The following is a 19,505-nucleotide window of genomic DNA, read 5'->3' on the forward strand; positions in this document are numbered from 1 at the left end:
GTTATTCTCCGCAGGCCAGCATCACCGGCCGCTGCGCCGGAACGAGCCCGGCATCGTCGAGCCGTTTGCCCTGGCGATCAAACCAGTGGCAGTCGGTCTGGTCGACGTTTAACGCCAGCCGATCGCCGGGCGCATACGGCCGGCGGGTTTCCACAACGGCGCGCTGCTGCGGCTGAGCGAGCAGATGGCCGTGCAGTTGCCAGGCGGCGCCGGTGCTTTCCACCAGATCGACCTGAAAAGCCGGCGCGCCGGGCGCGACGCCGAACGCATCCGGCCGGACGCCGAGCGTGCAGGCGCCGGACGGCGCCGGCTGCGGCAGCCAGCCGCCCGGCTCAGGCTGATCATCCAGCGGAAAAAAATTCATCTCCGGCGAACCGATGAAACCCGCCACGAACAGACTGGCCGGCCGGCGGTAGAGCGCCTGCGGCGTACCTATTTGCGCGATTTCGCCGTCGCGCAGCACCACGATGCGATCGGCCAGCGTCATCGCCTCGACCTGGTCGTGCGTCACATAGATCATCGTGGTGCCCAACTGCTGGTGCAGCGTTTTGATCTGCACGCGCGTATGGCCGCGCAGTTTGGCGTCCAGACTGGAAAGCGGCTCGTCGAACAGAAACAGCTGAGGTTTGCGCACGATGGCGCGGCCGATGGCGACGCGCTGGCGCTGGCCGCCCGACAGCGCGCCGGGCTTACGCGCAAGCAGCGGCGTAAGTTGCAGCATATCGGCAACGTGTTTCACCTTCTGCTCGATGAGCGGCCGCGCCAGCCCGGCCATTTTGAGCGCGAACCCCATGTTTTCCTCGACCGTCATGTGCGGGTAGAGCGCGTACGACTGAAAGACCATCGCCATTTCCCGTTGGCCGGGCGGCTGGCGCGAGATATCTTTTCCGTTCAGCCACAGCTGACCGGCGTCCTGGCGTTCCAGACCGGCGATAATGCGCAGCAGGGTGGATTTGCCGCTGCCGGACGGGCCGACGAAGACCAGCAGTTCGCCGGGCGTGACCTGCAGGTCGATCTGTTTGAGGATCGGCTGTTTGCCGAACGTTTTGCTGATACGGGTTAACTGTAGCTGATTCATCATCGATCCCTATTTGCTGCTGACGGCAAAGCCGCGTAACAGATAACGTTGCACGAATCCGGCGACCAGTAGCACCGGCAGGGAGGAGAGCAGACCGATACTCATCAGTTCGCCCCAGTAGACCTGGTTTTCCGTCATAAAGCTGGCGACGAACAGCGGCAGGGTGAACTGCTGCGGCGTCTGCAGGTACAGCAGCGCGAACAGGAATTCGTTCCACGCCATAATCAGGGTAAAGATCGCCGTGGCGACAAGGCCGGGTGTGCAAGCGGGAATAACCACATAGCGCAGGCGTCGCCACAGGCCGGCGCCGTCCATCGCCGCGGCCTCTTCCAGCGCCAGCGGAATCTCGCGGATAAAGCTGAGCAGCATCCAGATGCAGAACGGCAGGGTATAGACCTGGTAGGCCAGCATCAGCCCGAGCGGCTGGTTGAGCAGGTTGAGCGCTTTCAGCAGCGAGTAGAGCGGAATGGCGACCACGATCGGCGGCATCATTTTTATCAGCAGCACCAGCAGCAGAAACACCTGGTCCAGCCGGGCCGGAAAGCGATGGCGCGCCAGGCCGTAAGCCGCCATAAAGCCGATCGTCAGCGACAGCAGCGTAGCGCCGGCGGCGATCCGCAGCGTATTGAACAGCCGCGCCAGCACGCCGTTGTCCAGCAGGCTGCGCAGATGGGCCAGCGTCCAGTGTTGCGGCCAGAATGGGCTGCCGAGACTGGAAAATTCGGCGGTGGATTTAAATGCGGCGGCGATCATCCAGACTACCGGCAGCATGAAGAACAGCATGGCGCAGGCCAGCAGGGCGAAACGCAGGATGGCTATCCCGTTGAATGAATGATGCATCAGCGATCTCCGTGGTCGGGACGGCGCAGCATCTGCCACGCATAGCCGAGGCTCAGTGCGCCGGCGAACAGCAGCATGATCACCGCGGCGGCGCTGGCCAGGCCGAGATTGAAAAATTTGAAGCCCTGCTGGTAGATGTAGAGCGACAGCGTTTCGGTCGCGTAGCCGGGGCCGCCGCCGGTCAGCGCGTACACCTTGTCGAACAGTTTAAAGGTGTCGATGGAGCGCAGCAGCAGCGCCAGCATCAGCGGCTGGCGGATCAGCGGCAGGATGATGTGCCATAACTGGCGCCAGCGGTTGGCGCCGTCGCTCTGCGCCGCTTCCAGCACCTCTTTCGGAATCGACTGCAGTCCGGCCAGGATGATCAGGCAGGCCATCGGCGTCCACTGCCAGATATCGACCAGCATTACCGACAGCAGCGCCAGTTGCGGACTGGAGAGCCACTCCAGCGGCATTAGCCCCAGCGCGCGCAAACAGCTGTTCAGCAGGCCGAAATCATAGTGAAACCATACTCGCCAGATTGCCGAGCAGACGAGGGTGGAGAGCATCATAGGATAAATCAGCAGGCTGAGTATCCACTGCCGCCCGCGGAACGGACGGTAGAGCAGCAGCGCCAGACCGAGGCCCAGACCGACCTGGATCAGTGAACCGGCGATGGAAAAACTCAGCGTGTTTTTCAGACTGGTGGTGAAAAACCAGTCGCTGAACAGCTCGCGGTAGTTATCCCAGCCGGCCCACTCGCGGCTGGCGGCGGCGTAATCGACGTGGCTGAACGAATAGATCAGCATCTGGCCGATGGGGTAAAGCGTTAGCGCCGCCAGCAGCATGACGGCGGGCAGGAGCAGCGCCAGACGCTGCCGGCGCGAATCAAATAGCATGACCTTTCCTTAGCGCGGCGAAGAAAGCGTCTCTTCGCCCGCCGGTTATTTCAGTATCCGGGTGATTTTTTGGTTTGCCTGCTGCAGAGCGACCTCTGCCGGCATCTGATCCATCAGCGCCAGCTGCAGATAATCGCCGAGAATACTTTCGATCTGCTGCCAGTTTTTAACCCGCGGCCGGGCTTTGCCGGACTCCAGCGCGCTCAGCTGCGCCGGATACCAGCGCCAGGCGTCCAGCACCTGGCGATCCTGATAGACGCTGCGGCGGGTGGGCGGCAAGCCGAGTTCCAGCGCCAGCGCCTTCTGATTTTCCGCGCTGGTCAGATAGCGCAGAAACGCCTGAGCCAGTTCGCTATGCTGGCTCTTGCTGGTCAGCGCCATCTGCCAGATGCCCAGCATCGGCGACGGGCCGGCGACCTGACCGGGCGCGGGCTGCATCTCCACTTTGCCCACCACCCGCGATTTGGCCGGATCGTCGAACGGGGCCACCCAGGCGGGCCAGACTTCCAGCGCCATGGCGGCTTTGCCCTGTTCCATCGTCTGACGCACATCGGCGGCGTTATAGACATCCACTCCGGTCGGCGCCAGCGGTTTCAGCGCCTTAAAGGTTCGCAGCGCTTCCAGCGCGGCGGGCGAATCCAGCACGGCTTTACCGTCTTTGATCACGTCGCCGTCGTAAGCCCACAGGATCGGCATAAAAGCGGAAACGATCGGGTTGCCCTTCATACCGCGAAACACCACGCCCGCAGTGCCTGGCTCTTTCTGCTGCAGCGTGGCGGCGCTGCTGAGTACTTCCCGCCAGCTGGTCGGGGCGGGCAGTTGATGTTTATCGAACAGATCCTTGCGGATGGCGAACATTTCCACGTTGCCGACCACCGGCAGGCTGTAGACCGGGCCGCTATGTTCCGGCACGCGTCCAACCGCCATAACGGCCGGGATAAAGTCATTGTCCTGCAGGCTGGCCGGCAGGGGTTGCAGCCAGCCGTTGCCGGCGAATTCCGGGCTCCAGCTGTCGTCCATCAACACCAGATCATAGGCGGACGCGTTTTCACGCAGGGAGATGACCAGTTTTTCATACAGACTGGCGTAGGGCAGCTTAAGAAGTTCGATCTCTTTACCCGGATGCTGTTGTTGAAAACGCGCCAGCGTGCTGTCCAGGGCCTTGCCATAGACATCGTCGCGGCCCGCGATGACCAGATCGGCCGCACCGCAGGTCAGGCTGATTAGCAGGCCGGAAGCAAGCATCAGTCGGGAAAAATAGTTTTTGCCAAACATGGGAGGCGCCTCGTCGAGTTGTGTGCATACGTTTGCACAGGCGCTATCTTTACCGGGAAAAATGACAGCAGCATGAAAAGCAGATGAACAAACCGTTGTACCGTCCGGCGCCGGAATCGGGGGGCGCCGGTATTGTTAACGGAGGGCGTTAACGCGCGATCAGCCGGTTCCTGCCCTGGCGTTTTGCCTCGTAGAGCGCGGCGTCGGCCGCCTGATACAGGACGCTGAAGTTACTCTGCCCGCCGGCGGCGCTGATGCCGAAGCTGACCGTGACCCGACGCTGGGGCAGAGGCGACAGCGGGGTTTCGTTCAGGCTGGCGTGAATGGTCTGCGCCAGTTCGACCGCCTGCGTCAGGCCGCCGCCGGCCAGCAGAATGGTAAATTCCTCGCCGCCGATCCGCCCGATATGGCCGCGATCCTGCACCAGTTGACGGATACGCGCGATCAGCGCGCAGATCACGGCATCGCCGGTCGGATGGCCGTAGCTGTCGTTAATCTGTTTGAAATGATCGATATCCAGCAGGATCAGCGCCGCCCGTCCCTGTTCCAGCGCCCGGCCGATCCGATCGATAATCGCCCCGCGGTTATACACGTCGGTCAGCGGATCGTGCGTCGCTTTGTATTCCAGCGCCACCGTCAACTGATGCAGCTGGCTGTTCAGCCGGTTCAGTTCCCGCTCGGCCCGGTCGCTGCGCGATATCAGACGCTGCGATTCCCGCACCAGCCGCTGATAGTGTTCAGTCAGCGCCAGCAGCGTATCGCGGTAGAAGTCGGCGGGCATATCCTGGCTGCTGGCGACGCCGCGCGCCGCCAGCAGGATGTCATACTCCATGGTAAACAGTTCCCTGCTGCTCATCGGTTACTCCAGCGCGTGAGGGTGAAAAGCAAGAGCGGGAAAATCGATATGCAATTCTTCGCCGAATTCCCCGGTAATATCGTCTTCCTGATGGTAATACCAGTGCAACGCAATGCTCAGTCCCCGTTCGGCCGCCTGATTGAGTACGCTAAACAGGCTGAATAACATTTTGGTGCTGGAACTATTGAAATAGGTGAGGGAGACATGGATTTCGAGCGGCGGCAGATCGGCATCGTTAAGCCCGGATTCGCTCAACTGGTCGAGGAAGTCCTGCAGGCTGGCGACGATCGGGCGATAAAACGCCGCCGCGTTTTCAGGGTAGGACTCGCCGGAAAGCATCAGATGATGGCGGCCGAAGCTGAAGTTCACCGCCGGGGTGCAGGCGGTGGCGACGATGTTCAGGTCACTGATGTTAAGCGCGTTGCTCATGTTAAATGATTACCTTGAGGGAAAACGTGGACAGTCCGCTGACGGCGTTGGCGTGAAAGGTGAACGCTAACGGTTCGCTGGCGTCTCTGGCTACCGTCAGCAGACCGATATCCGCTCCTTTGCTCCATGCCGGCGTTTCATCGCGCAGCGAAGCCTGCCAGGCGCGTTTGATTTCCGCCTGACTCATGGTGCTCAACGGCTCCAGATGGCTGCGCAGCCTTTCGATATCCTGCGCCTGCACCGGGTTGGCGCACAGCAGGACATATTTGCCGTCGTGCTGACTCATGCACACGGAGCCATGCCGCACTTCGTCCGTCTGGTCGGCGGCAGTCAGGCGATCGGCGGAATAGCGGGTGATGTTTTGCACCACTTCGATAAAGGTTGAAAACACCCTGCGCCGAACGCCCGGCGGAATCTGCTGCTTTTCGAACTGCAGTCGCAGGGTTTCCGCCAGCGAACTGATAATGTTTTGTGAAAAATAGCCAACGTAGTACAGCGTAATATCACGCTGACGGGTGGCGCTGAAGATTTCAGCGTAAGGGTTATCTGACGGCATAAAACGGCACCTGGTTAGACACATTGCTGCGCATATCTGAATCCCCAAAACGTCAGATCGTCACGTCGGGTCTGCTGTCCCTGATAATCGGCATGCTCCCGCAATAGCTGGCGGGCAAGCTCCTGCATGGGATGAGATTGATGCCGCAGCAGCGCGTCCTTCAGCCGCTGCCTGCCGTACATAATATGGCGCTTGCCGCCGATCTGATCGGTCAGGCCGTCGGTAGAGGTAAAGAAGAGATCCCGTTCGTGCAGCGGACGGGTAAAGCTGGGCCAGCGGTAATCGTATGGGGTCTCGCTATAGCCGATCCCCATGCGATCGTTTTCCAGCGCGATAATCTGATCGCTTTCCGGCGTAAGGATAAAGGCCGGCATTCTGGCGCTGGCCCAGGTGAGACTCTGCGCGCGACGATCGACGAAGACGATGATCGCATCGCAACCGTCGTTGGAGCGGCTTTTCTGCCGCAGCTGGCCGTCGCCGCTCTGGCCCAGGGTATCTTTAATATGCTGATTGATGCAGGGCAGCAGATGTGCGGGACTGGTCGCGCCGTGCAGCGCAATGGCCTGTTCCAGCGCCGAGGCGAAGATCAGCGTCATAAAGGCGCCGGGCACGCCATGGCCGGTGCAGTCGGCCAGCGCGCATAGCCATCCCTGGTCGACCGACTTAAAGTAGTAACTGTCGCCGCCCACGCAGTCGCGCGGTTGCCACTGCAGGCACCAGTCTGTCAGTTCATTGGCCATGGCGTGGCGCGACGGAGAGAGCATCGAGGCCTGAATCACGCTGGCGTATTCGATGCTCTGCATAATCTGTTGATGCTGACGCACGTGAATATCGGCGACCGCCTTGATCAGATCGATGCCTGAGCCGATGCCGAGATAGCGGCCGTTTTCACAGATGATAAAGCCGTCGGTCAGTGTTTTATCGCCGGATACCACCGTCTTGCCGGCCACCTCGCCGAGCGTCGCGTCGGCGTCGACGATGAGCGGGTTTTTATCCATAAAGGCAATACAGCTCTTTTTATCGTATAGCTCATGGAAAAATGGCCGCGCCATCTGGGACAGGAAGATATGCCGGTTAATCAGGCCGAACGGTCGCCCGTCCTCCACCACCGGCAGACTGGTCAGGTGTTTGTGCGTATTAAACAGCTTGAGCACCGTGATGTTATCCGTGTCGGGGGAAACATCGGGCGTGAACAGGCAGAGATCCCGTGCCGTGGGGGAGCCCTGGGGGTGAGCCGCGTTGTTAACCGCAGATAAGGCCATCATCGTTACCTGTGCGCCGACAAAAAGTCTGGACGAATCATAGCGCTGTCAGATGAATAAATGATGACATCCGCACGGCCGGCGCGGCAGTTTCAGCGCGCGCCGCCAGGCATCTGCAGCACGACCTGATTCCGCCAGGCGACCCCGGAATACAGGGTGAGCCGCACGAGGTATTTACACACCGGTTTGTCGCAGGGGGCCGGTTTGATGGGGTTCGCGACGTCGCGTTTTAGCGCTTAATGCGCGCCTGATATAGCTGTTGCTCGCTGAGCGGCTGATTAAGTTGCCCGTCCAGCAGCAGCCTGAGATTGCGCGCGATCAGATCGATCGGGTCTTCGAAGGTGCCGAGCAGTTGAAAATCCGTCACCGGCATCGGATGGTAGTTTAATCGCGATTTGCCGCTGTAGCTGGTCGATTCGTCGCTGGTGCCCATCGGCGTCTGCATATAGGCGCTTGCCCGCGCATGCGTAATAACGTTGGCCACCAGCAGCGTGCGGGAATGCATGGCTTTCTGGTTATAGATATAGCCCGGATCGGCCTGCTTATCCCAGATCGGTTTGACCAGAATCATATGCAGGGTGTTTATCCCTTGCCGGCTCAGATCGCCTATCAGATTAAGCTGCCCGCGATTGATGCCGAAATAGAGCGTCTGGCGCTGCCTGTCCTGCGCCGGAAACTTGTGCTTAAGCTCCAGTTCCCAGTACCTGTCGCGGTATTCGATAATCCGGTCCAAATCCCACACCCATGTGAAGAAGGGCTGAATGACGAAATTTTTCAGCACCCGATTGAGCAGCACCTCATTAATAAAATCCTGCTCATTGGGAAATGCCGTCGGCAGACGGCCCCAGACCGCGCTGATTTGTCGGTCGCGATTGCGCACCGGATCGGCAATCTCCGTAAAAGGGATGTCGCGCAGCCGGCGTTTGTTCTGTAGCCAGGCCTGTAGCGGCATTTCTATATCGCTCCGGCCGGGTCGGTGGGCGAAGAAAGTCATCGCGGCGGCGTCATAGCGCACGAGGAACGTGGTGAGCGGCGCGATGCGCTGCAGGGTGGCGATATAGTTCCGGCTGCTGGCCGACGGCCGGCGATCCCAGATGAAGATCGCGCGCGGAAAGCGCTGCCTGCCTTCCGGACGCTGCTGGCAGATAATGGTGACCACGTCGAGCTGCTTTATATCCTGCGTCGACAGGCGATCGGCATACTCCATTGCGATCGGCTCGATCTGCAGTCCTTCCAGCGTCTGGTGCTTATCGTGGCTCAGGATGGCGAACTGAATATTGCGCTGATGCAGGTCCAGCCTGGAAAGCGGCGTCAGGCCGTCGATCGGGGTCAGGGTCTCAATATTCATAGCGTTACTCGCGTTGACGTGGAACGCTATGATAAGCGAAAGCGGGGGTTTTCTGTAGCGCTGGCGAGCGGATAGCGGAGCGTTTGCGGACTAATCCGCATCGTCGGCCGGCAAAGCGAACGGATGAATGCCCTGCGTATCGATCTGCGCGTGGCCGTCGCTGGCGCACAGCCACTCTTCGATGCGTTCGCTCAGCGCATTATCATCCAGTTTCAGACGGCCGCGCAGCGCGCACTCCCAGACAATAAGGACCTTCCAGCCCTGTTGCGCCAGGGTGCGCATCACTTCCCGGTCGCGCCTGACGTTGGCGCCGATTTTGTTCAGCCAGAACTCGGTGCGGGTGGCCGGCACCTTAAACAGATAGCACCGATGATAATGCCAGAAACAGCCGTGCGAAAAAACGATGGCCCGGTAGTCGTCCAGCACGAAGTCGGGTTTGCCGCATAGCTCGCCGACCTGCATGCGATAAGTGAGCCCCAACTGGTCGAAGACCGCCGCCAGCCGCTTTTCTATCGCCGTATCGCTGTTGCGAATGGCGCGCATATTCTTGCTGCGGGTGGCGGGATTATGCACATCGGCCATATTTTCCTCAGGCGACCTGATTTTCCTGCGCCGTCACCGCCCTGATGATATAGGGCTTCAGCAGGCGGGCGACGGCGGCGAACACCGGCACCACCACCGAGTTGCCGAACTGGCGGTAGGCTTGCGTATCGGAAACCGGAATATGAAACGCCGGGCCGTTCGGGGTTTCAAACCCCATCAGGCGCGCGCATTCGCGCGGCGTCAGGCGGCGCGGGCGGTTGGCCTGGTTGTGCGCATCGTCGAAATCCCGCTCGCCCAGCGCTTTATCCCAGCCGCGGTCCACCAGAATTTCCGAACCATCTTTATGGTAACGGGCGGACAACGTGCGCGCCACGCTGTTCGGGTTAGACGGGTCCACCAGGCCGAAACCGAAGCCGTTGCCCTTCGCCTGATGCTTGCGGGCGTAGTTATACAGATATTTCCACAGCAGCGGCGAGAGGACGTATTTACTGTCGACCTCCCGCTCCAACAGCTCGGCGAAGGTTGGGCGCCGCGCCGGGAAACAACTGCGGATATTCCTTAACGTGAAATCGCGCCGGATATTTAAGTCGCGCCGAAAGCCGACCAGCACGATACGCTCGCGGTGCTGCGGCAGGAAATGCTGACCGTCGATGATCTTCGGGTCGTCGGCGCCGCTGGCGTCGGCGTCGGCCACGTCGTAGCCCAGCTCCGCCAGCGTCGACATAATGATCCTGAAGGTCTTGCCCTTGTCATGACTCTTCAGATTCTTGACGTTTTCCAGCAGAAAGATCGCCGGCCTTTTGGCGGCGATGATCCGCGCGACGTCAAAGAACAGCGTGCCCTGCGCCTCGCACTCGAATCCGTGCGCCCGGCCGAGCGAATTTTTTTTGGAGACGCCGGCCAGCGAAAAAGGCTGGCAGGGGAACCCCGCCAGCAGCACGTCGTGATCGGGAATCTCGCGATCGATGTGTTCATAGGCCTGCTGCTCGCTGACCTGCGGCTGCTCGCTCAGGGTGATCTCGCGAATATCGGTATTGAACTTATGCTGCTGCGGATCGCAATACCAGTTGGCTTTATAGGTCCGCACCGCGTCTTTGTTCCATTCGCTGGTGAACACGCACTGGCCGCCGATATCCTCGAAGCCTTTGCGGATCCCGCCGATGCCGGCGAACAGGTCGATAAAACGGAAAGCATAGTGCGGATGAGCCGGCGGAGGCGGCGGCAACATCCTTTCCAGCAGCGTGACCTCCACCTCGGTCAACGTCTTCTGCGTCGTTTTGCCGTTGAACCAGCGGTTGAGCGATTCGCGCGTCCAGTCATTCTGGCTGACCTTGCGCAGGATTTCGGCGAGAGCTTTCTGATCGTAAATTTCAAGCAGACGCCGAACCAGCGCCTTATCCTCCGCCAGGCGCTGCTGCTGCCTGATTTGCGCCTGTTGCAGAAGCTCCCCGGCGAGGGAATCAAACTCTTTCATCAATTAACGACCATATATAGAGGGAAAAATCTGGTGATACTCTATCACTCGACTGACCCAGATTAAAGGCGCAACGCGCCGGTTAAAGCCGGCAGCCGCGCGGCGCATGACGGATAAAATGGTCGGCGGCGGCGCTCAGGCGGAGGTAAAGGGTGCATTCTGCGCGCCAGTCGCGCATCATAACCGACGATGCCGCAGCACAGGTTTGTGACGGGCAGGAGTGGGCGCCGGCGGTCTGAGGCCGATAGCGTATTGCCTGCATCGCCGGGCGGGCCTGCTGAACTATATTGAAAGGGTAATTGTGATGAAAAGGATATTTAACGCTTTTATGCTGGTCGTCGTGGTGTGTTTCGCGTCTCTCGCCGCCGCCGCAGAAAATCTCCCTCATGTCGTCATTCTGGCTACCGGCGGCACTATTGCCGGCTCTGGCGGCTCGAATACGCAAACCACCGGTTATAAGGCCGGGGTGATTGGCGTAGACTCGCTGATTAACGCCGTACCGGAAATGAAAACTCTGGCTAATGTGTCCGGAGAACAGGTGGTGAATATCGCCAGCGAAAACATGACCAGCGATGTGCTGCTCAAGCTGGCTAAACGGGTGAATGAACTGCTGGCCCGCGGCGATGTGGACGGCGTGGTCATTACGCACGGCACCGATACGCTGGAAGAGTCGGCCTATTTTCTTAACCTGACGGTAAAAAGCGATAAGCCGGTGGTGTTTACTGCGGCCATGCGCCCGTCTACCGCCATCAGCGCCGACGGCCCAATGAACCTGTACAACTCGGTGCTGGTGGCGGCGGATAAAAACGCCCGCGGCAGAGGCGTGATGATCATGCTTAACGATCGTATTGGCTCGGCCCGTTTTATCAGCAAGACCAATACCACGTCGCTGGATACCTTCAAGGCGCAGGAGGATGGCTATCTGGGCGTGGTCACCGGCGGTAAAGCCTGGTTCCAGACCCGTCTCGATAAGGCGCACACCATGCGTTCAGTGTTCGATATCAGCCAACTGGAGACATTGCCGTCGGTTGATATTATCTATGGCTACCAGGATGACCCGGAATATGTCTATGACGCGGCTATCCAGCACGGCGTGAAAGGCATCGTGCTGGCCGGCGTGGGTTCCGGATCCGTTTCGGTACGCAGCGACGCCGGTATCCGCAAGGCGCAAAGCAAAGGGATCGTGGTTGTGCGCTCCAGCCGCACCGGCAACGGTATCGTACCGCCGGATGACGGTTTGCCTGGCCTGGTCGCCGATTCTCTTAGCCCGGCGAAATCGCGTATTCTGCTGATGCTGGCGCTGACCAAAAGCGACAACCCGGATGTGATTCAGAGCTGGTTCCACAGTTATTGAGTCATAGGACTGCGGCGCAGAGCGGAGCGTAAGCCAGCGCTGCGCCGTCAGGGGAAGAAGGCGAATACCGCCATACTTCAGGTTACAGACGCGTTGGCTGCCTTCAATTATTCGGTCCGTTCCCGGCTTTACCTCAGCGGTGCCGTCGCCAGCGGCGTTCAAATCCGCTTGCGACGGATTTGTCGCCCGAATGATTTAACTGAATAAGTTCAGCGGGATTAAGGGGAGGCATCCTGCTTCTTGCCGAAGGCCAGCCGTCGGCCTGACAACGTCGTTCCGACGAGTTGTCCCGCGCTCGCCGCGTGACGAAGCGCATTCATGCGCTTCGTTCATCAGGGGCCGGCGCGTCGCGTTGTTCAAAGCGATAGCGTTTTGTCCCGCAACTTGAATTAGTTAGAGTATAAACTGAGAGACTTTCTTATTGCGCTGCTTTACCGGTATGATTCCTGCTGGCGCAGCGCTCTGCTCTGACGGAGCGGATTTGAAGAATAAAAATGAAAGGACAAGCCATTCAATGACACAGCCCATTTTTATGGTCGGAGCCCGGGGATGCGGCAAATCCACCATCGGGTATAGTCTGGCGCAACTGCTGGAATATGATTTTGTTGATACCGACCACTTTATGCAGCAGAGCTGTCAGAAGACGGTCGCAGAGATTGTGGTGGAAGAGGGATGGCAGGGATTTCGTCAGCGTGAAAGCGAAGCGCTGCGCGAGGTGACGCATAAGCAGAAGGTTATCGCCACCGGAGGCGGTATGGTGCTGGCGGAGGAGAATCGCCGCTTTATGCAGGAAAATGGCTGGGTGATCTATCTGCATGCGCCGGCCTCGGTGCTGGCGCAGCGCCTGATGGTCAGCCCGCAGGCCGATCAGCGTCCCACGCTGACCGGACGCCCGATCGCGGAAGAAATGGTTGATGTGCTGGCCGCGCGTGAAGCGCTTTATCGCAGCGTGGCTCATCATATTCTCGACGCCACCCGCTCGCCGGCGCAGGTGGCGCGCGAAGTGGTGCGGGCGATGGAAGCGGCTGGCCTTATGGCGTCGCCGGTCAGCCAGGGGCAAATCTGAGCGTTTTTCTCTATTCTGCTTAATGATATGAATTTGGATGCCGATAACCAGAGCATACATAACTGCTCGACCAGAGATGGTCAGTCTGTTTCCGTTGGTTTTACGGCGGCGCAAACGCCGGGCGTGCGAATTCACGGACCTTAGCGCACGCGGTGTTACGCCTTCCGCGGTAAGCCGGCTGGCGCAGGGGATGGCGTGACGCCAGTGCGTTATCAACCTGAATAAAATCAACGAGATAATTATCTAAATGATTCGGGTTGCAGGACAAGGCGTGCTCGTTTTGAACAACGCAACGCGCCGGCCTCTGACGGGCGAAGCGCGTAGATACGCTGCGTCACGCGGCAAAGAAATGGCAAATCCGTCGGGAACGACTTGACCAGCCAGCGCATCTGCAACTCGAAGTCTGAACAGGATAAACAGGGCAATCTAAACCAGCGCACAGGGAGGTAACAGATGGTTGGGCGTCTGGCTACATTAATGATCGATCAAACGCCGTCACGCTATCGCCGGCCTGCTGGCCTCAGCCAGTCGGTTGAGCGAGTCATCAATATTGGCCTGTTGGATGAGCTGTCGGACGAGCAAATAAGACAACAACTGGCGGCGAGGGACGGCGACACGCCGTTTTGCGCCTGTCTGGCCGACGGGGTCTCTCTGACTCTCTCCGCCGCGCACGTGGCGCAGCTTCTACAGCATAAAATTAACCAGCTGGATAATGATGGGGTCGGCGTGATTTTGCTGCATGGCTGCGAAGATTTTAGCGGGTTATCCGCCCGCCAGGCGCTGTTAGTTGAGTCGGGCCGCCTGCTGCCGCCGCTGATTAACGGCATTGTGGCGCAGTGCAAGGTCGGTATTCTGGTGCCGGTGGCGCGCCATATTCAGCAGCAGGTCAGGCGCTGGAGCTATCTGGCTGAGCCGCCCTGTTTCGCCGTCGCCAGCCCGTGGCTGGATAGCATGGATGAATTCGCCGCGGCCGCCCGTTCTCTGTGTCGGCAGGGGGCTACCGTGTTGCTGCTGGATTATCCCGGCTACGGCGAACACCATAAGGATTTTCTGCGCTCGTTGCTGGATATCCCGGTGCTGCTGGCGCATTCGCTGGCGCTGCGTCAGGCTGAAGCGCTGGCGTATTAAACTTTTCCTCCGCATCGCATTGCGCGGTCCGCCACGCATTTTGCTGCAATAAACCGTGACAGCGCCACCTTTCTGCTTTTAATATGAATTTTCGCATTTTTTCGACCACAGGTGCTGCGCCATGCTAAGTGTAAACGAGTATTTTTCAGGGAAAGTGAAGTCGATTGGTTTTGATAGCGGGAGTATTGGCCGAGCCAGCGTTGGAGTGATGGCGGCGGGCGAGTATACCTTTAGCACCGGTTTGCCGGAAGAGATGACGGTAATCAGCGGCGCGCTGAAAGTTTTGTTGCCGGGGTCGCCTGACTGGCAAGTGTTTACGCCGGGGGAAACCTTTTTCGTGCCGGCAAAAAGCGAATTTAATCTGCAGGTTTCCGAAGCTTCTTCCTATTTGTGTAAATATCTGAGCTGATCTCCCCGCCGCTTGCGGGGCGCGGCGGACTTAGCATTCGCCGAACGTTTTCCCGTATGCGCATAACGCCGCAATCCGACGGATGTCGGGGGCTGAGGCCCGCCCGGACGCGTCTGCGTCCGGGCCATCCGGCGCCGCTGTTCACCGTTCGCTTTTTTCTCCTGCAGGATCTTCACCCGCCTTTAGACAACATCAGGTATGATGAGGGAAATAATAAGGAGCAGCATATGGGTTATGGTTGTGCAGCGTTAGCGGGATTGCTGATGGCGATCGGTCTGGCAGGCGCAGCGCCGGCGGCCGCCGACAAGGACATCGCATTGACCGATAGCGATTTTGTCGTTAGTCACCAGGGCAGAAAGATTACGCTCGACGGCAAATATCATGATTTCCTGTCCGGCAGCGGTGAAAAAGAGCAGCCGGGCGTATTTGTCGGCGATGTCTTATCGGGCAATGTCAGCTATAAAACCTACCAGTATCATTACGCGCATTACGATCTGTATACCTCGAATCTTTTCTACGATAAAAAGGGCCGCGACGCCGCCGAATATTATATAACGCAGATCGCGTTCACTAAAAATGATATTAAAACCGCGCGCGGAATTTCTCTGGGCGACCCGCTGGAAACGGTGGAAAGAATATATGGACCCGGCAACCGGGCGGCGACGGATGGAGAAACCTGGCTGGCCTACGATCGGGCAGATAAATCGTTGTCATTTCGTATAACTGATAATTATGTTGATAAAATAATTTTAGCGGTGGTCGCCACGGATGCTGGTCAAGCCGAAACGGGACAGGAGCAGGAAAGTATTCGCCTGCATAATGAAAATAGCGACAAAGCGGTAATGGCCGTCTATTCATGGATGAAAGAAAATAATATTACCGATCTGGCGGATGTTTGTCTGGCGTATGAATTTGATGATGAAAGCAGCGCGCAATACTTTATTGTTTCGGTCAGGGAAAATAACCGTCATGAAGAATGTCATGGCGATCCCGATGTTTCGCCGCTGCTATTAACGGTGCGCGTCGACAGAATAAGCTGGCAGTTGTCCACCGACAAGGATAGTGTCGACGGACAGTTCAGACCGGTTAACTGATACGATTAAAATAATCCCGCTATAAATAGCTTTGCACAACGGCGCTACATCTGCCGCCGATGGTTGAACGATAACGGTAGCATGGTTAAAGTATAACTGAATGTTATAATTGTTATTTTTATTGGCTTATCATCAGTTTTGCGTTGTGGCGTGGTCAAGAGCGAAGCGTCACTATGCGACGTTATTTATTCGACCTGCTTTAGGCTACAGACGCGTTGGCTTTGTGACTCGCTCCATCCATGATGTTTGCCCTTGCCGGGATGCCGCCAGCGGTGTGCCACTCTGCTCCCGGCCGATTTGTCGCTCACCCCGCTCACTTACTGCGGTAAACCGCCGGGGATTAATGAGAGACATCCGCTCTCTCACCGAAGGCCAGCCACGGGCTGGACAAATTCGTTGCCGCCGAATTTGTCGCTGCGTTACCGTCCTCCGGCAACCCGAATTATTTTGGCTATATATTCATCGAACTTCAGACGGCGGATGCGCAGGCTGCGTGACCCGGCTCGGTCTTTGCGCCGGCAGATTTTCTGCGGCGTTGGCTCAGGCTAATGTATTACATCATGCATTTGGCTAATTTTTCGCGGTGAAGCAAGGCCCCGTTCACGGCCATACCCGGCTGAAACATATCCGGTTAAAATTTGCCGGGCGTTAGTTATTCGGCAGATAAAAATAACCGCTTATTTTTTTCTTTGACGCGCCAATCGCTGCTTTATTCCGCATATATCCATTGTATTTTCTTATATCAGGAAAATAGCTTAATAAGCTATGGTGATTATTATTCATAAAATAATAATCCGCGGTTAGATAAACCTCTGGCAGAGATGGTGAAATATTTGCGTTATGCCGGATTAACCGATGAGAACAGAATAACGCGCCGTTAGCTGATTACTCCTTTTGGGCCCTGGACTGGCTCAAGGTTTGTAATGTCATGCCGTTATCACGTAACAGAATATTACAACCTGGAGTTTTTATTATGCTTAGATCGACACGTTCTCGCATTTTAGCGGTTTGTACTGCCATTGTTGTTTGTTCTCTTGCGATCAATACCTGGCTGAATTACAGGGTAGCCAGTAAACATAACGAACAATCCATTAATAGTACGCTGTATTCGTTGGCCGGCAGTCATAGCACGGCGATAGGCGACTGGGTTGCCACCCGCATCAAAATGATGGAGTCGCTTTACGGCGTGGCCTTATCGGAGAATCCGCTGCCGGTATTTGAACAGCTGGAAAAGGCCGGCGGCTTTATCAATGTTTATGCCGGCTATGCCACCGGCGCTTCGGTCTTTTCTCAGTCGGAAGGTATCCCGGAGGGTTATAATCCGACGGTTCGGCCCTGGTATCAAGAGGCGGTGAAAGCGGGCAAACCGCTGGTGACCGCGCCTTATATTGACGCCATCACCAAAAAACTGGTGGTGTCGTTTATCGCGCCGGTCGTCGTCGCCAATAGCACGCCGGCCGTGGTCGGCAGTGACGTAACGATGGAGAGCGTGATTGATAACGTGAAATCGATCCAACCCACGCCGTCCAGCTTCGGCATGCTGGTTGACAGCACCGGGCTGATCATTGCTCACCCGGATGAAGCGCTGACGCTGAAATCCCTGAGCGATATTGATGCCGGCCTGCAGCCGGCCAGCGTCTTTGCCGCCAGCGACCCGGTGCCGATGACGGTAAATGGACAGGTAAAACGGGTACATGCTCAGGCGGTGCCGGGGACCGACTGGTATGTGCTGGTGGCGCTGGATGAAAAGGAAGCGACGACCGGTATGCGCTCGCTGCTGTATACCTCGCTGAGTTCGATGCTGATTATTGCCATAATCGCCTCGCTGATCGTGGGCGTGATGATTAGCGCTACGCTGAAACGCCTGCTGCAGGTGCGCGATGTAATGGACGCGATCAGTAACGGTACTGACGATCTCACCCAGCGTTTACCCGATGAGGGGTACGATGAGGTGGCGCAAATCGCCCGTTCCTTTAATCATTTTGTGGAAAAATTAACTACGGTGATGCTGCAAATTCGCGATACCGGCGCCTCGCTGCAGGTGGCGGCGGATGAGATTGCCTCCGGTAACCACGATCTGTCGTCCAGAACCGAATCGGCGGCTTCCAGTATTCAGCAGACGGCGGCGGCGCTGGAGCAAATATCCGCCACCGTCACCCAGGCGGCCGGTTCGGCGCAGCAGGTCAGCAATAGGGCGCTGGTGCTGGCTAAAGATGCCGAGCAGGGCGGGAAAGTGGTGGAGGAGGTTATTACCACTATGGAGGATATCGTCACCGCCTCCGGGAAAATCGGCAACATCATTAGCGTGATTGACGGTATCGCGTTCCAGACCAACATTCTGGCACTGAATGCGGCGGTGGAAGCGGCGCGGGCCGGCGAACAGGGACGCGGCTTCGCCGTGGTGGCCGATGAGGTGCGCGGGCTGGCGCAGCGCAGCGCCCAGGCGGCCAAAGAGATCAAGGTACTGATTGAATCGACCATCGCCAGCGTGGACTCCGGCTCCGTCCAGGTTCGTCAGGCGAATGAAACCATGACCGGGATTGTGAGCGGCGTATCGCAGGTCACGACGGTAATGGCGGAGATTTCGCACGCGGCGGACGAACAGATGCGCGGCATTAATGAGATTAACCAGGCCATGTCGCAGCTGGATTCCATGGTGCAGCAGAACGCCGCGCTGGTTCAGGAATCGGCATCGGCTTCCAGCGGGCTGCTGTCTCAGGCGGCCGAACTGAACTCGGCGGTCGGCCACTTCAGGATGTAGCTGCGCTGCGCGGGGCGGTTAAGCCGGTCCCCGCCAGCGGCGCCGCGAGGTCTGTTCCCGTGGGAAACGGCCCCGCGGCGCTCCATACGCGGGCGTCGGACGGGGCTTAGCGCTGCGCCTCGCCGCCGAGCGCCTCGATCAGATTGCTGATCAAGGCGGCCAGTTCGCTGGTCATCAGAATGAAATCGGCGTCGAAACGCTGCGCGAAATCATCGCGGTCGATGTCATCGTTTTGTTCGCGCAGCACGTCGGCGAACTTCAGCCGCTTGAGGGAACCGTCGTCGGCCAGCACCAGCTGAATGCGCTCCTGCCAGTCCAGCGCCAGCTTCGTGACCAGTTTGCCGGCCTCGATATGCACGGCGATTTCATCGCAGACCAGATCCTGTTTCTTGCAGCGAATCACGCCGCCTTCTTCCAGAATCGCCTTTAACTCCGCCTCATCCTGCAGAGTAAAGCCAGCCGGCGTCTGGCCGGAGCGCACCCATTCGGTCAGCGTCAGCTCAATCGGATTTTCCAACGTTAGCGGCACTACCGGCAGGGAGCCGAGGGTTTTGCGCAACAGCGCCAGCGTGTCTTCGGCTTTTTTAGCGCTGGCGGCGTCGACCATAATCAGACCGTTGTTGGTATCGATCCACAGCCAGACCTGGCTGAAGCGGCTGAAGGCGCGCGGCAGCAGGCTGTGCAATACTTCATCTTTGAGCGAGTCTTTCTCGGTTTTTTTCAGTTTCCGGTGTTGCTCGTTTTCCAGCTTTTCGATCTTTGCCTGCAGCGCCTGTTTGATCACCGGCGAGGGCAGGATCTTCTCTTCTTTTCGGGCGCAGATCAGAATCTGGCCGTTAATGGCGTGCGTCAGAGCATCGCTGTGCGACCCCATGGGCGTAACCCAGCCGCTTTTGGTCATATCCTGGCTGCCGCAGGGTGTGAAGGCGAACGAAGACAACTGTTTTTCCATCTCATCCGCAGACAGGGTGATGTCGCGGCTGAGGCGATAAATCATTAAGTTTTTAAACCACAGCATAGTGTTGTTATCCCGGCAACTGGCGTGCGATCTTGGGCACGCGGTTTATTGATGCAGGGCGCATGATAACCAATTGAAGGAATTGCGCCACTGTTCAACGAAAATTATTGGCTATTTATCCAGTGCTTTAGGCCCG

The 19,505-nt window shown here is 58.1% G+C and carries 18 protein-coding genes; 6 read left to right on the forward strand and 12 right to left on the reverse strand.

Annotation, left to right across the window (positions count from 1 at the left end):
• Position 1: 1 nt before the first annotated feature.
• The 11 genes from FJU30_RS22640 to FJU30_RS22690 form a co-directional block, all read right to left on the reverse strand.
• The gene (locus FJU30_RS22640) at positions 2 to 1,078 is read right to left on the reverse strand and encodes an ABC transporter ATP-binding protein (protein WP_150437289.1); all 1,077 of its coding nucleotides are present in this window, start codon (positions 1,076 to 1,078) and stop codon (positions 2 to 4) included.
• A 9-nt stretch (positions 1,079 to 1,087) separates the two neighbouring features.
• On the reverse strand, positions 1,088 to 1,918 hold the full coding sequence (locus FJU30_RS22645; protein ID WP_150437241.1) for a carbohydrate ABC transporter permease: 831 nt from the start codon (positions 1,916 to 1,918) through the stop codon (positions 1,088 to 1,090).
• Positions 1,918 to 2,796 carry a carbohydrate ABC transporter permease gene (locus tag FJU30_RS22650; RefSeq protein ID WP_150437242.1) on the reverse strand — a complete coding sequence of 293 codons (879 nt, stop codon included), beginning with the start codon at positions 2,794 to 2,796 and terminating at the stop codon, positions 1,918 to 1,920. Before FJU30_RS22650 ends, FJU30_RS22645 begins: the two co-directional genes overlap by 1 nt.
• 45 nt (positions 2,797 to 2,841) lie before the next feature.
• The gene (locus tag FJU30_RS22655; RefSeq protein WP_150437243.1) at positions 2,842 to 4,071 is read right to left on the reverse strand and encodes an ABC transporter substrate-binding protein; all 1,230 of its coding nucleotides are present in this window, start codon (positions 4,069 to 4,071) and stop codon (positions 2,842 to 2,844) included.
• Between the two features lie 148 nt (positions 4,072 to 4,219).
• A complete protein-coding gene (locus FJU30_RS22660; protein WP_150437244.1) occupies positions 4,220 to 4,927 on the reverse strand; it encodes a GGDEF domain-containing protein in 708 nt (235 codons plus the stop codon).
• A 3-nt stretch (positions 4,928 to 4,930) separates the two neighbouring features.
• Positions 4,931 to 5,356 (reverse strand): DUF1987 domain-containing protein, encoded by a 426-nt coding sequence (locus tag FJU30_RS22665; protein WP_150437245.1) that lies wholly within the window; start codon positions 5,354 to 5,356, stop codon positions 4,931 to 4,933.
• 1 nt (position 5,357) lies between these two features.
• Entirely contained in the window at positions 5,358 to 5,912 is a 555-nt protein-coding gene (locus FJU30_RS22670) for a SiaB family protein kinase (protein ID WP_150437246.1), read from the reverse strand.
• Between the two features lie 14 nt (positions 5,913 to 5,926).
• Positions 5,927 to 7,177: a SpoIIE family protein phosphatase gene (locus tag FJU30_RS22675; protein WP_395858754.1), complete on the reverse strand. Its 1,251-nt coding sequence runs from the start codon at positions 7,175 to 7,177 to the stop codon at positions 5,927 to 5,929.
• A gap of 226 nt (positions 7,178 to 7,403) precedes the next feature.
• Complete coding sequence (locus FJU30_RS22680) at positions 7,404 to 8,522, reverse strand: hypothetical protein (RefSeq protein ID WP_150437247.1); 1,119 nt, start codon at positions 8,520 to 8,522, stop codon at positions 7,404 to 7,406.
• Positions 8,523 to 8,612: 90 nt separating this feature from the next.
• Complete coding sequence (locus tag FJU30_RS22685) at positions 8,613 to 9,104, reverse strand: very short patch repair endonuclease (RefSeq protein WP_150437248.1); 492 nt, start codon at positions 9,102 to 9,104, stop codon at positions 8,613 to 8,615.
• 7 nt (positions 9,105 to 9,111) lie between these two features.
• Positions 9,112 to 10,539: a DNA cytosine methyltransferase gene (locus tag FJU30_RS22690; RefSeq protein ID WP_150437249.1), complete on the reverse strand. Its 1,428-nt coding sequence runs from the start codon at positions 10,537 to 10,539 to the stop codon at positions 9,112 to 9,114.
• 328 nt (positions 10,540 to 10,867) lie between these two features.
• Between FJU30_RS22690 and FJU30_RS22695 the strand changes: the two genes are divergently transcribed.
• The 6 genes from FJU30_RS22695 (at position 10,868) to FJU30_RS22720 (ending at position 18,351) form a co-directional block, all read left to right on the forward strand.
• The gene (locus tag FJU30_RS22695; RefSeq protein WP_223881671.1) at positions 10,868 to 11,893 is read left to right on the forward strand and encodes a type II asparaginase; all 1,026 of its coding nucleotides are present in this window, start codon (positions 10,868 to 10,870) and stop codon (positions 11,891 to 11,893) included.
• Positions 11,894 to 12,407: 514 nt separating this feature from the next.
• The gene (gene aroL / locus FJU30_RS22700) at positions 12,408 to 12,959 is read left to right on the forward strand and encodes a shikimate kinase AroL (protein ID WP_150437251.1); all 552 of its coding nucleotides are present in this window, start codon (positions 12,408 to 12,410) and stop codon (positions 12,957 to 12,959) included.
• A 453-nt stretch (positions 12,960 to 13,412) separates the two neighbouring features.
• Entirely contained in the window at positions 13,413 to 14,087 is a 675-nt protein-coding gene (locus FJU30_RS22705; protein WP_150437252.1) for an AroM family protein, read from the forward strand.
• Positions 14,088 to 14,208: 121 nt separating this feature from the next.
• Positions 14,209 to 14,496, forward strand: a complete 288-nt coding sequence (gene ppnP / locus FJU30_RS22710) for a pyrimidine/purine nucleoside phosphorylase (protein ID WP_150437253.1) — start codon at positions 14,209 to 14,211, stop codon at positions 14,494 to 14,496.
• 227 nt (positions 14,497 to 14,723) lie between these two features.
• The gene (locus FJU30_RS22715; protein WP_150437254.1) at positions 14,724 to 15,590 is read left to right on the forward strand and encodes a hypothetical protein; all 867 of its coding nucleotides are present in this window, start codon (positions 14,724 to 14,726) and stop codon (positions 15,588 to 15,590) included.
• 973 nt (positions 15,591 to 16,563) lie between these two features.
• Positions 16,564 to 18,351: a methyl-accepting chemotaxis protein gene (locus FJU30_RS22720; RefSeq protein ID WP_150437255.1), complete on the forward strand. Its 1,788-nt coding sequence runs from the start codon at positions 16,564 to 16,566 to the stop codon at positions 18,349 to 18,351.
• Positions 18,352 to 18,457: 106 nt separating this feature from the next.
• Here FJU30_RS22720 and rdgC read toward each other — a convergent pair whose 3' ends face one another.
• Positions 18,458 to 19,369 carry a recombination-associated protein RdgC gene (rdgC, locus tag FJU30_RS22725; protein ID WP_150437256.1) on the reverse strand — a complete coding sequence of 304 codons (912 nt, stop codon included), beginning with the start codon at positions 19,367 to 19,369 and terminating at the stop codon, positions 18,458 to 18,460.
• Positions 19,370 to 19,505 lie beyond the last annotated feature (136 nt).

It is taken from the genome of Affinibrenneria salicis (assembly GCF_008710095.1).